Source organism: Actinokineospora sp. NPDC051303 (assembly GCF_055586285.1).
Genome location: NZ_JBVJIN010000019.1, coordinates 1 through 13210, shown reverse-complemented (window position 1 = coordinate 13210; position 13210 = coordinate 1). Strand labels below are relative to the sequence as shown.

Below are 13210 nucleotides of genomic sequence, written 5' to 3'. Positions count from 1 at the left end.
CGTCGCGATGGCGTCATGCCTGAAGGAGGTCGGTGGTGACCACTACCACAGGTTCGACCAGTACGGACACGACAACGAAGAAGCCAGTGTTGTCGAACGCGTGGGCCAGCCGTGGCGGCAAGGCTCATCCGCGCCTGAGTGGCGGCGGTCGACGCCGCAGCGTGCCCTACCTGGTGCTCGGCGTCCTGCTGGTCCTGGTGTGCGCGGCAGGCGGCCTGTTCGCAGGAATGCGGCTCGATGACCGGGACAAAGTTCTGGCTCTGGCCCGTCCTGTCGCGGTAGGCCAGATCCTCACCGCCCAGGATCTCAAACAGGTCAGTTTGGCAACGGACTCCAGCATGGATGTGATGCCCGCATCGGCTACGTCCACAGTCGTGGGACAGCCGGTCGCGTTCAGCTTGCCCTCCGGGGCACTCGTGACCCGATCCGTCCTCGGGGCACCGCAGATTCCCGCCCAGGGTAAGGCAATCGCAGCCGTGGGGCTCAAGCCGGGACAGTTTCCGCCAGACCTGTCGCCCGGCACTGCCGTCGCTGTTCTCACCACGCCCGGACAGGGAGCGGCGACCGGAACCGGGCAGACGTTGTCGTGGACCGCGGTGGTGACCGGCATTGCCACGCGTGAAACAGAGCAAACCACGGTGGTGTCGCTGCAAATGTCCGAATCGGACGCTCGTGCGTTGGGCTCGGCCCCGGCTGGGCAACTCAGCCTGGTCGTGATCACGGGAAGGAACCGCTGATGCTTGTCGCCCTGTGTTCGCTGAAAGGGTCACCGGGCGTGACCACCCTGGCGACCGCGCTCGGTGCCCGGTGGCCGGGGCAGGAGAACCCGATCGTGGTCGAGGTCGACCCAGCAGGCGGTGACCTGATGGCTCGCTTCCGGCTGCCGGACACACCCGGTCTGGTCAGCTTGGCCGCGGCGGCACGAGGCCGTAGCGGCGCCGACCCGGACCTGCTAGCCCAGCACATCCAGCTTCTCCCCAGCGGCCTGAGAGTGGTGGTCGGCCCGGTCGGCGCCGAACAAGCCCGCGCAGCCCTGACGGTGCTGGCCTCGGGAACGTCGTCGCCGCTGCGCCGGGCCGCCGACCAGTCGGAGACCACGGTCATCGCCGACTGCGGCCGAGTCGACCCGGACTCGCCCGCGTTCCCGGTCATCCGCGGCGCCGACGTGCTGCTGCTGGTCGCCCGCCCGCACGACGACGAACTCGCGCACGTCGCGCTCAAGCTGCAGGCCGCCCAGCAATGGTCGCGCCGCCCGTGCTTCGTCCTGGTCGGCGACGGCTACCCGACCGCGGAGGTCTCCCAGGCGCTGCGCATCCCGGTGATGGGTCGCGTGCCGCACGACGACAAAGGCGCCGCCGTGCTGTGCGGCCGGAACGCAGGCCGACGCGGCCCCGACAAGTCCGCGCTGGGGAGGGCCGCCGCCAGGATCGCGCTTGACCTCTACGCGCATGGCCAGCAGCCGATCACCACCGGCGGCGCCCGAGCACCGCGCTTGCGACTGGCGATTCCGCCTGGGCCGGTCCCGGATGTGGCTCTGCGCCCGCTCGGGCCGCAAGCCCACAATGGGGTGACGTCATGACGTGGCCTGGAGTCAGCGATCCGCGCCCGCCGACGTCCACCAACGGCGCGAGTCCGAACCTTGTTGCTCCGCAGCACACGCCTGGACCGGCGGAGCTTCCTCACCGGCCCCCCGGAGAAGCCGCCGCGGTGGAACGGTTGCGGCAACACCTGCGCGACCAGTTGTCGACACAGCTCAGCCAACGCGTCCGGACGGATGAGACCGCAGGCCACCCAACAATGCACCCGCAGCAACGCCGCGAGCTGGCCGAGGCGATTCTGACCGACGCGGCCGAAGCGCACGCCCGAGCCGAGCTGCGCAGTTCCGCCGCCGGCGGGATGCTCGTGGCCCCCGAGGTCGAACAGCGGGTGATTCGTCAAGTCCTCGACGAGGTCTTCGGCTTGGCCGGCTTGGAGCCGCTGCTGGCCGACACCGGCATCGAGAACATCAACATCAACGGCGACCGCGTGTTCGTCAAATACGCCGACGGCCGCCGCAAGCGATTGCCACCCGTCATCGGCTCGGACACCGAGCTCATCGAGCTCATCCGCGACCTGGCCACCCGCTCGGGAGTGGAGGAGCGCCGCTTCGACCGCGGCAGCCCGATCGTGAACTTCCAGCTGCCCGGTGGCGAGCGCGTCTCGGCGGTCATGGCGGTCACCACGCGGCCGTCAGTGTCGATCCGGCGGCACCGGTTCGCGAAGGTCACCCTGGCCGAGCTGCGCGAGAACGGCACCATCGACCTCGCGCTGGAGAGCTTCTTGGCGGCCCTGGTGCGGGCCAAGCGCAACGTCCTGGTCACCGGCGGCACGGCGATCGGCAAGACCACCCTGTTGCGTGGACTGGCCTCGGCCATCCCGCCGTGGGAGCGGCTGATCACCATCGAGGACGTCTTCGAGCTCGGCCTCGGCGAGGACGCCGAAGCCCACCCGGACGTGGTCGCGCTACAAGCCCGCGAACCGAACATCGAGGGCCAGGGCGAGATCTCCCTGTCGGACCTGGTCTGGCAGTCCCTGCGGATGTCGCCGGACCGGGTCATCGTCGGCGAGGTCCGCGGCCCCGAGGTCATCCCGCTGACCAACGCGATGTCCATGGGCAACGACGGCAGCATGGGCACCCTGCACTCGTCCAGCAGCCAGGGCGCGTTCACCAAGTTGGCCGCCTACGCCGTGCAAGGTCCCGAGCGGCTGCCGATGGAAGCGACCAACCTACTCGTCGCTACCGCGCTGCACTTCGTGGTGCACCTGGAAAAACCCCGCGACGACCCGAGCAAGCGCGTCGTGTCCTCCATCCGCGAAGTCGTCGGCGCCGACGGCACCCAGATCATCAGCAACGAGGTCTGGCGCCCAGGCCCCGACCTGCGCGCCGAACCCGGTGCGCCGCTGCGCACCGACACCGCCGACCTGCTCGTCGAGGCGGGCTACGACCCGGACCTGTTCAAGCGGCGCGAAGGATGGTGGACACCATGACCACGACCGTGGCCCTGTTCGGCCTGCTCGGCGCCGGTGTGGCCGTCGCTGCCCTGCTCATCGTCGCCGGACTGCGCGGCCAACCTGCCGGTCCGACGACAGAATCGCGGCTGAGCGCCTGGCTGTCGGCACAGCATGACCGCAAGCGAGTCGGCTGGCTCGTCGCGGCCGTGCTCGCCGGCCTCATTGTCGGCGCGGTCACCGGCTGGGTGGTCGCCGCCATCCTGACCGCCCTCGCGGTCGTCGGCCTGCCACGGCTGCTCGGCTCAAACGTCGACCACAAGCGCCACCTCGAACGCATCGAGGCGATCGCCGGATGGACGGAGATGCTGCGCGACACCCTCGTGGCCGCGGCCGGCCTGGAACAGGCCATCCTCGCCACCGCCCCGGCCTGCCCCGAAGCGATCCGCGAGGAGATCACCGAGCTCGCCGTCCGCCTGGAACGCGGCGAACGCCTCGCGCCCTCGCTGCGCCACCTCGCCGACCAGCTGCACGACCCCACCGCGGACCTGGTGATCTCCGCACTGGTATCGGCCGCGGAGCACCAGGCCCGGCAGCTGGCCGACCTGCTCGGCGAACTCGCCGGTGAGGCACGCGAACAGTCGTCCATGCGGATGCGCGTCGAAGCGGGCCGCGCCCGCACCCGAACCAGCGTGCGCGTCATCGTGATCACCACGCTGTCCTTCGCCATCGGGCTGGTGCTGCTCAACCGCGGCTACCTCGCCCCGTACGACTCCGCGTTCGGGCAGATCATGCTGCTGTTCGTCGGTTTCCTGTTCGCCGCCGCCTTTGCTTGGCTGGCACGGATTGTGCGTCTGCGTGAGCCCGAGCGCTTCCTCACGGAGCTGGCCACGATCCGGTCCCACGACACCGATGTTGATGTCGATGACTTGTTCACCGGGAAAGGAGCGTCGTCATGATCAGCGCGTTGCTGTGGGGTGCCGGGCTTGGCGTCGGCTTGTGGGCGCTGGTGGTCTACGTGTTCCCGCCGCGGCCACCGCTGCGCGCCCTGGTCGATCGGTTGCACTCAACCCCCGCCCCGCCTTTGATCCTCGCGACCGACTCCGACGGGTGGGCCTTGCGGGTAGGCCGCCCGTTCATCACACCGCTGGCCGCGCTCGGGTTGCCCAACCGCAAGCTCCGCAACGACCTCGCGGTCATCGGCAAGAGCGTCGAGCACCACCTGGCCGAGAAGGTGACTCTGGCGCTGACCGGGCTGCTGCTGCCGATCGTGATGCACCTGCTGCTTGCCGTGGCCGAGGTCGGTCTCGGCTGGGAAGTCCCCGCGATCGCCAGCTTCCTGTTCGCCCTCGGTGGGTTCCTGCTCCCGGACATCAACGTCCGGCAGGAAGCCGAGCGGCGCCGCTCGACCTTCCGGCACGCGCTGTCGGCCTACCTCAACCTGATCCGGGTCCTGCTGGCCGGCGGCGCCGGAGTCGACGGCGCGCTGTCGGATGCGGTGAACATCGGCAAGGGCTGGGCCTTCCAACAGCTGCGCCGTGCGTTGGTCACCGCCAAGCTGACCCGGACCACGCCGTGGTCGGCCCTCGGTCGACTCGGCACCGAGCTCGATGTGCACCAGCTGTCCGAGCTCGCCGCCTCGGTCAGCCTCGCAGGCACCGAAGGCGCCCGCGTCCGCGCCAGCCTCGCGGCCAAGGCCGCGGCGTTGCGCACCCGTGAACTCACCGATGCCGAAGGCGACGCCCAGGCAGCCACCGAACGAATGAGTCTTCCCGTGGTGATGCTGTTCGGCGGATTCCTGATCTTCATCAGCTTCCCAGCCCTCGCGAGCGTGCTGGGAAATCTCTGAGTTTCACAAGAACTGTCCATAGCCGATCTCAAACCACAGGGGAGAAACTGATGTTCACCGAAGTTCAGATCCTCATCGCCCGCATCCGGACCGAGCTGGAGCGACTGCGCCGTGACGAGTCTGGTTACTCGACCGAGGCGGTTGTCGTCACCGCTCTGCTGGCGGCACTCGCCATCGCGGTCGTCGCGATCATCGTCGTCAAAGTCACCGAGAAAGCCAACGGCATCAGCCTGTAGGCGGCCGGTGATCACGATGCCTCGACGTCTCAGCCAATCCGTCTTGCCAAACATGCACGAGCGTCCACGCCGGACGCTCCTGCGAACCACGCTGTGCCGGCTGTGGACAGATCAGCGCGGCGCGGGCACGGTCGAACTCGTCATCGCGACGCCGCTGCTGTTGCTGCTGGTCCTGCTGATCGCGCAGTTCACGCTCTACATGCACGCAACCCACATCGCCCAAGCTGCTGCGTCCGAAGCCTTGTCCGCGGCACGGGTGTATGGCGGCAGCACTGCCTCAGGCGATGCCGAGGGACAACGCGTCCTCACGCAACTGGGAAGTGGCCCGCTGCAAGGAACATCGGTCAACGTCCAGCGGGGAGCGACCCAAGCATCCGTGACGGTCACCGGAACCGTGATCAGCGTGATCCCGTTCGCGACCTTCACGGTTCGCGCCCAAACCGCTGGACCCATCGAGAAATTCACCTCACCGACCGCCGCCGGGGCGGTGGCGCCATGACCGCGATTTGCTCGCTCCCCGCACTCGTGCACTCGGTGCGTGCGCGGATTCGCGCGCTGCGCCGCGACGAGTGCGGCTCCGCTGCGGCCGAGCTCACTTTACTGACTCCGTTGCTGATCCTGCTGCTGTTGTTCGTGGTGTTCTGCGGTCGGCTGGCTGACACCAAGCTGCGGATCAACGACGTCGCACACCAAGCAGCCCGCGCCGCCACCCTCGCCCGCACCCCGTCGCAGGCCACTGCCGCCGCCCAAGCCACCGCAGGTGACGCACTCGCCTCTGCCGGGATCGGCTGCCAGTCGCTGTCGGTGTCCACTGACACCCAGGGCCTCACGCCGGGCTCCACAGTAACCGTCACAGTGTCCTGCAGTGTCGGCCTCGGGGACCTGACCTCGCTCGGCATGCCCGGCAGCCGAACGTTCCAGTCCAGCTTCTCCTCCCCTGTGGATGTTTGGCGTGGCTTCCCACCCGCCCAAGCAGGAGGTACGCAATGACATTGGCCGCATCGCTGTGCCGCCGAACACGCCGACTGCGCGAGGACGAGGACGGCCGGGTGACTGCCTTCGTCGTCATCATCGCCCTCGGGGCACTGTTTTTCGGCGGCCTCGTGCTCGACGGCGGGCTCGCGCTGGCCGCCAAGGTCCGCGCAATGGGCGAGGCACAGGAAGCCGCGCGGGCAGGCGCCCAGGAAATCGACCTGGCCGCCTACCGCGCCGACGGCACCCTGCGCCTGGTCCCGCACCAGGCCAGCACCGCAGCGCACAATTACCTCGCCACCGCAGGCCACACAGGCACTGTTTCGGTCGCAGGCAACACGGTGCACGTGACGGTCAGCATCAATCAACCCACCCAACTGCTCGGTCTGGTCAGCGTCGGTTCCATCACGGTCGTCGGAACGGGGCAAGCCCAACCACAGCGCGGGATCTTCGGAGTACTCCCGTGACCACATCGCTCAGTCGACAGCCGCGCGCCAACAACGGAAAGGAGACCACGATGGCGACGATTGAAGAGATCGAACGCCGCGTCGAGGAAGCCGACGCCGCCCGCAAAGCGAAGAGGGCCGCCACGGCGAAGCGTGTCGGCGAACTCGCACAGCTGCGAGCCGAGGCGGCCGAGAAACTCGGCGACATCGAGCGAGAACTCGGTGACGTCCTCGCCGAATCCAGCGACGTCATCAGCGTCGACGAGCTGGCCAAGTTCACCGACGTACCGGCTACTGACCTCACCCAGTGGCTCAACGGCCGCAAGACGACTCGCCCCAAGCGCAAGCGGTCCACCACCAGCGCCTCCACCGCGAAGAACGACGCGAGCCAGGCACCGTCCACAGCGAAGACAACGTCGCCCAACCAGACCCCCGCCTCACCAGAACTCGCCAGGGTTCCCGCTCCAGTGACATGACGTCGCAACCCCGGCAGGCACAACGTTCGCGCACTCGGTAGCGACAGCGGAGCCGCAAACCTGTACGTCCAAGGAATCGAGCACGTCGTGACCACACACTCACACTTCTCTCGCCTGAAGCCGGTACGGCCGGATACGGGCCGTACCGGCCGGTGGGCGCTGTCCGCCACGCTCCGGCTTGTGCGTGGTCTACTCGCGGCCGTCGCCCTGCTCGCGCTCGTAGCGGGCCTGCCCTGGGCCCTGGCGCATTTTGTGGGTTGGCCGCTGCCAGACCACGTGCCGCCGTGGGATGAGATTCAAGCGACGCTGCTCAACCCGATGAGCGCGCAGTTCCTGCTCGACACCTTGGCCGTGGCGTGCTGGATCGTCTGGTTCTTTTTCGTGCTCGACGTCCTGCGCTGCACCGTCGATGCGGTGCGCGGAATCACCTGGCCGAAGGTCCGCCCACCCGATCCACTGCACGGGCTCGCTGCGGCCCTGATCGGCACGATCGTGCTGCCCCTGCTCAGCAACCGGACCTCGTACACCCCCACCCCGACCACCGCAGCCTTGACCGCCGATCTCACACTGGTCACGGTCGTCGCACCGCTGACCCCAGGCCCGGCCACGCAAGCCGCGGCTCCGCAGACGGCCGTCGTCCCGGCGACCACGTTGGTGATCAATCGGGCGGCGCCCGCCCCGCCGGGCATGGTCCAAGTCACCGAGGAAGTCCGGCTCCCGCACGCCGGGATCTACGACAGCCTGTGGCGGGTCGCCGAACGCATCTACGGTCCCGGCGGCGGCAGCCGCTGGCCCGAGTTGTTCCAGCTCAACCGCGGCGTGGAGCAGCCCGACGGCCGCGCGCTGACCAAGCCCAACCTCATACGGCCCGGCTGGAAGATCACCGCCTACATCCCCGCCCCAACCGAACAGCATCCTCCCGGCGAGCAGCCGCCGCCCCCGCAGCCACCACCACCGACGAGCACCGCGACGACCACACCACCATCGACACAGCCCACACCGAACACGACCCCGGCGCCAGCCACGGATACGACGGGCGAGCACCGCGACGACCGGGCCGAACCAGGGCTGGATCTGCTTACGGGCGTGTTCGTCAGCCTCGGCCTCGCCGGGGCGATCACGACGGCCATGGTGTCGGTCCGGATGTGGCGCCGACGCCGTTACCGCATCGGCAGCGGCGACCGCGCCGACCTGCAGCGCCCGATCGCCCCCGTGGTCCGCGCCCTGCGGGCCGCGTACGACCACGACGAAGAGCAGTCGGCTGACGAGGTGGAGTTCGTCGACCTCGCGCCAGCGCCACCACGGATACGGATTCACACCACCGCCGCCGGGGCCCTGAAACCCGGCGACGACCGAATCCCCGTGCCGGCGAGGATCGGTGTGCGGGGAGGTCGCGAACTCGCCCTGAACCTCGCAGGCACCCGCGGCCTCGGCCTCACCGGACCCGGCGCCACTGCCGCCGCCCGCGCGCTCCTGCTGCACCTGCTCACCGAACAGCAGCCCGGCGACGCTATCCGCGTGCTCATCCCCGCCGACGACCTGCACCTCGTCTTCGACGGCGCCGACGTCGAAACTCTGCCGTCCACAGTCCACCTTGTTGCCACGCTTGACGCCGCCCTGGATGAGATGGAAGCGGCCCTGCTCACCCGGACTCGCCACGCCATCGAGGAGCACGAATCCCGCCTCACCCCGGCCTCGCTCGTGCTGCTCGCCAGCCCGACACCGCACGCCGAACGGCGCCTACAGGCCGTCCTCGACAACGGTTCCACCCTCGGCCTGGCAGGTGTGCTCCTCGGCCAGTGGCGCCCCGGCGCAACCGTGCGTGTCCGCCACGATGGCACCGTCAGCGCCACCAGCCCCGGCCCCGCCGACGTCCTCGCCGACTCTCGCCTGTTCAGCCTGCCCGCCACCGACGCCACCGACCTGCTTACCGTGCTCCGGGATGCCGAAGGCCCTGCGGATCTGACCACACCCAACCACGCAACCAACAGCGACGAGCACGACATTGTGTTCACACCACCCGTTGCCGAGCAACGCTCGGTCGAGGAGCCAACCCAGCTCGAATCCACCCGCCCGCTGGTACAAGAAAACGACCAGCGGCCCCCAGCGAGCCCGCGGCTGCCGGACACCCAGTCCATTCCCATGGACCTCCAGCCGAAGGGCTCGCCCGCAGCCACCCCAGACGACGACACCGAGGACGACCGCACGGCCGCTATGGCCACAAAGAAACCCCCAACGCCGAAGAGCGGCGACCGGACAGCGCCGCAGCGCCCGCTGGTCGTGCGTGTGCTGGGACGCCTGCACCTGGCCCTGCATGGCGACGAGGGAGACCGCGAGCTCAACACCGTGTTGACACCGAAGCAACGGGAAGTGCTCGTCTACCTCGCGCTACACCCCCAAGGCGTCCGCCGCGAAGCCCTCAACGAAGCAATCTGGCCCGACAGCAGACCGCCGCGGCCCTACAACTCCTTCCACAACACCCTGTCCATGTTGCGCCGCGCCCTCACCGACGCCACCGACGGCCGGGCCAACAACCTCGTCCTCAACGACAACGGCCGCTACCGGCTCAACGACGAACTCGTCACCGTTGACTACTGGCAACTCCAGCACGCCCTACAGGCGCCACACCCAACCCACGCCGAAGCCCAAGCCCGACTGCACGACGCGATCGAGACCTACCAGGGCGACCTCGCCGAGGACCTGGACGTGCTTTGGATCGACCCGTTCCGCGAAGCCACCCGACGCGACGTCCTGGACGCGCTCGGCACCCTGACCCGCGCGCACGACGACAACGACCCCGAAACCGCACTCACACTGCTGGAACGCACCCGCAAGCTAGACCGCTACAACGAAGGTGTCTACCTCGCGATCATCCGCGCCCAAGCCCGCCTCGACCAGTACGCCGCCATCCCACGGACCCTCGCCCTGCTGACCGCCACATTGAACGAAATCGGCCAACACCCCAGCCCAGACACCGTCAACCTCGCCGACTTCCTCCAACGCCGCGGCAGCACCCGGCGGCAGGTCTCCACCGACAACGCCGCGGCCAGCTGAACCGCGTCCACCACGGCCGTAGCGCCTCAACCAGGCTAATCGCCGTCGTTCGGTGCCTTCTGCAGTCGCTCGATCAGATCGAGGTTCTCTTTAGGCCAGTCGATCAGAGCTCGCACCCGGACCAGCGAGTTCCTGCCAACAAGGGCCAGCGAGTACACCACAGACCGCGGAAACGTCCCGTTCCTCGATCGGTCCACCAGGCAGCGGTCTCCATCCGCCACAAGGTTCGGCCCAGCACGGGGCTCTGAACTCTGCGAACCAACCCGGTTCGCGGATCAAACGTGGTCATTTCCTGGATGGCGGCATGAGGCTCGTTGAAATGCAGCGAACCAGCGCTCAACGCCACCAGAATATGCGCGATCCATTCCCTGTTGAGCACGTGTCGGAGATCTCGCGACCGCGCCAGATGCCTAGCGTCCCGTTACCATCCCCCCCATTACTCGCTCGTCTTACTCGCTCGTCACGGCCTGCCCACAACCCGTCCCCGCAGTACAGGCGAGCCCTGAGGTCCAAAATCAGAATCGCTCCCTCCCAATTACAGGCGTATAATTTCTCCCGGTGTCAGCCGCGCCGATCAGCGTCAAGGCTGTCAACGTTGAGTCAAACGGGTACCTCGTTGCGGCGTATTCTTACCAAGGACGAACTAAGGTCACCACATCTAGTGATCACCTAGTAGATCAATGACACGGTCAGTGATCGCCATAGAGCGTCCTAGTGACCAACCGGACGACGGTCCGATAGAGTTGCCCCTTAGAGCGGTAACCCCCGGCAGCGCGAAACACCTGGTCGGACAGCTTAGAGGGGTTACCGATGTAACGCCCGACTCGGTGGCCGGCAGGCGTATGAACAGTCGATTCGGGTGGGTGGTTACCTGCCAGCGCTTGTGGCCCCGTGGTCACCCTGACTGCGTTGGTGGCCATCCGAACGTACCCCACCTCCCGTCGTCCGATGGCCACGCACCGGCCCGACTCTCGCAGCTCCGCAGCCCAAGTTCCCTGCCCTCTGCCGCGCAGTCCCCGCTGATCAACTTGGCCCGAATCCGCCACCTTATATCAATTCACATCCAATTGCACACATGCATTTGACAATCACAGTTTCAACATGATGTCAATACTCAGACTTTGTTTGCATTCCCTCGGATTCGGCCGTATGGACTGAAGCTGGATTCAACACGCACGCGATTCACCATTCATAAAACGTTGAAAAGCAAGAGATGAGCTGTTCGTTCCGATGGACTCCGCCGTGTCGGCAGTTCACTTCCCATGCCGCCCTAGGGCACGCGGCTACGCGCGTTCACCTCGTGCGTACATGGCGGCCGACCGGCACCGTTACAAGATCAAATCACGAGAAGGTCACAGCCGGGGCAACCCCCCTTGCGGAGTGTCCTATTTAGGTGTCTAATAGACATGTCATCGGGACGGTCGCCGGGAGGCGACGAGGACCAGGGCACGGCGTCCCTGCGAGTCGATCACCACGGCGTCTTTCCTGATGACAACAACCATAAGTCCCGTATAGCGCGGGCGACCGCCAGGGCGGTGCGCGATAGCAGCGATGTGGATGCCGGAGTACCCGGTGAGGCAGTAGCGGCGTGCCCGGATGGGCTCCCTGGATAACTACAGAGTGAGTCGCCGGAAGATACCGACGCCTACCCGACCACGGTCCTATGCGGGTGGGAGAGTCGACTTTCCTAGAACCGTGCGGTCTGTGGGACTACGGGCCGACCACGTATACCCCTGTGTGAAGAGGCAGGGTCGGAAAAGGGAACGGCACGGCGCGCGGGGGTTGTTCTCCCGTAATGAGCCAATGGACACGATGCGGTCGGTGTGTGTGGTGACAGCACGCGCACGGCGGACCGTCGGAACCCGAAGCACTGATCGGCCGAACAGGAGTTGCCTGTTTGTGTGTGGCGGGTGATCGTCGCGTCTTGGGATGTCTAGCGACCATCTGTGGAGTCCGGTGGTCCCATGATCGCGCATTCGCCCTGTAAGCACACGATAGCAAGCTCTTTGTGGTGGTTGATCGGTTCGGGTTCTTCCTCAACGTTGTCACGGTGCGGCGCGACTTCACCGGGTGTGCACGCGGACATGTTCCGCCCTCACTCTGGTGAGTCGTGCCGTTTCCGTGTCCACGGTGTGGACGAAACAGGCGAGCGCCGTAAGGGACGGCCATCCCTTACGGCGCTCTTGACATATCGGAAGGTGACTCCGTTATGCCCATGGTGATTGTAGACCAGAGCGTGTGCGACCGGTGCGGGCAACCCTCCGCCGACCTGGTGGAGGACGTGTGTTCCGACTGCCTGGTTCCGTGCGCGCGGTGTGACGCGCGTGTGGGTTCCACGTGCGTCACCGTGTCGGGTGAGGACATCTGCCAGGACTGCGCGACCGACCATTACGTGAAGTGTGTCCAGTGCGGTGACTTCACCGATGAGTGGTATTCCACGGATGAGGGTGAGGAGGTCTGCGAGGGATGCGTCGGTGATCATTACTCGGAGTGTGATCGTTGTGAGCTGTTCTGCCGTTACCCGTCGCGGACCGCGCACGGCGCGGAAATCTGTTCCTCGTGCTCGGACAATGACTATTGGGGGTGCGAGGACTGCGGTGAGTTGATCTGCGCGGGGGAGTACTGTGATTCCTGCATCGATGACCATTCGCGCTTGATCAACGATTACTCGTACAAGCCGGAACCCGAGTTCCATGGTGACGGTCCGCTGTTTCTGGGAGCGGAGATCGAGATCAACGTCCCCCGTAGAGGTTTGGAGGATTGCGCGGATCTCGCGGTGGCCTGGCTGGATGGTCTGGGGTATTTGAAAGAGGACAGTTCGATTGATCACGGGTTCGAGATCGTCACGCACCCGATGTCGTATGAGTGGGCGATGGATCATTTCCCGTGGCGGATGCTGGAGCAGCTTCGTGATCACGGGTGCGACGCGGACGGCACCGGGTTGCATGTGCATCTCAGCCGGGCGGCGTTCGCCTCACCGGCGCATGTGTATCGGTGGATGAAGTTTTTGCACCGCAACGCCGATCGGGTGGTCGTCGTGGCCCGTCGCCGCTCGGATGAGTGGGCGCGGTTCGACGCGGACGCCCGGGAGCATGTGAAGGACTACGCCAAGGGTGCCCGGGGTGACCGGTACCAGGCGATCAACACCCGCAATGACGACACGTTCGAGTTGCGGGTGTTCGCCAGTTC

General features: G+C 66.9%; 11 protein-coding genes and 1 pseudogene. All 12 read left to right on the top strand.

Annotated features, from left to right (window positions below; genetic code table 11):
• Positions 1-35 precede the first annotated feature (35 nt).
• Positions 36-737: an SAF domain-containing protein gene (locus ACZ6SD_RS16585; RefSeq protein WP_465317804.1), complete on the top strand. Its 702-nt coding sequence runs from the start codon at positions 36-38 to the stop codon at positions 735-737.
• Positions 738-775: 38 nt separating this feature from the next.
• Positions 776-1579, top strand: coding sequence for a chromosome partitioning protein (locus ACZ6SD_RS16580; protein ID WP_465317803.1), 804 nt, complete (start codon positions 776-778; stop codon positions 1577-1579).
• Positions 1580-1707: 128 nt separating this feature from the next.
• Positions 1708-3027, top strand: a complete 1320-nt coding sequence (locus tag ACZ6SD_RS16575; RefSeq protein WP_465317802.1) for a CpaF family protein — start codon at positions 1708-1710, stop codon at positions 3025-3027.
• Positions 3024-3947, top strand: coding sequence for a type II secretion system F family protein (locus tag ACZ6SD_RS16570; RefSeq protein ID WP_465317801.1), 924 nt, complete (start codon positions 3024-3026; stop codon positions 3945-3947). Before ACZ6SD_RS16575 ends, ACZ6SD_RS16570 begins: the two co-directional genes overlap by 4 nt.
• Positions 3944-4837, top strand: a complete 894-nt coding sequence (locus ACZ6SD_RS16565; RefSeq protein ID WP_465317800.1) for a type II secretion system F family protein — start codon at positions 3944-3946, stop codon at positions 4835-4837. The genes ACZ6SD_RS16570 and ACZ6SD_RS16565 overlap by 4 nt, the downstream gene beginning before the upstream one ends.
• 50 nt (positions 4838-4887) lie before the next feature.
• Positions 4888-5073 (top strand): hypothetical protein, encoded by a 186-nt coding sequence (locus ACZ6SD_RS16560; protein WP_465317799.1) that lies wholly within the window; start codon positions 4888-4890, stop codon positions 5071-5073.
• Between the two features lie 52 nt (positions 5074-5125).
• Positions 5126-5572, top strand: coding sequence for a TadE/TadG family type IV pilus assembly protein (locus ACZ6SD_RS16555; protein ID WP_465317798.1), 447 nt, complete (start codon positions 5126-5128; stop codon positions 5570-5572).
• Positions 5569-6063, top strand: coding sequence for a TadE/TadG family type IV pilus assembly protein (locus ACZ6SD_RS16550; RefSeq protein ID WP_465317797.1), 495 nt, complete (start codon positions 5569-5571; stop codon positions 6061-6063). The genes ACZ6SD_RS16555 and ACZ6SD_RS16550 overlap by 4 nt, the downstream gene beginning before the upstream one ends.
• Positions 6060-6512 carry a TadE/TadG family type IV pilus assembly protein gene (locus tag ACZ6SD_RS16545; protein WP_465317796.1) on the top strand — a complete coding sequence of 151 codons (453 nt, stop codon included), beginning with the start codon at positions 6060-6062 and terminating at the stop codon, positions 6510-6512. The genes ACZ6SD_RS16550 and ACZ6SD_RS16545 overlap by 4 nt, the downstream gene beginning before the upstream one ends.
• 50 nt (positions 6513-6562) lie before the next feature.
• A complete protein-coding gene (locus ACZ6SD_RS16540; RefSeq protein WP_465317795.1) occupies positions 6563-6967 on the top strand; it encodes a hypothetical protein in 405 nt (134 codons plus the stop codon).
• A gap of 180 nt (positions 6968-7147) precedes the next feature.
• Positions 7148-10021: a BTAD domain-containing putative transcriptional regulator gene (locus tag ACZ6SD_RS16535; protein WP_465317794.1), complete on the top strand. Its 2874-nt coding sequence runs from the start codon at positions 7148-7150 to the stop codon at positions 10019-10021.
• Positions 10022-12674: 2653 nt separating this feature from the next.
• Positions 12675-13210: pseudogene (locus ACZ6SD_RS16530) on the top strand (hypothetical protein); the annotation flags it as partial.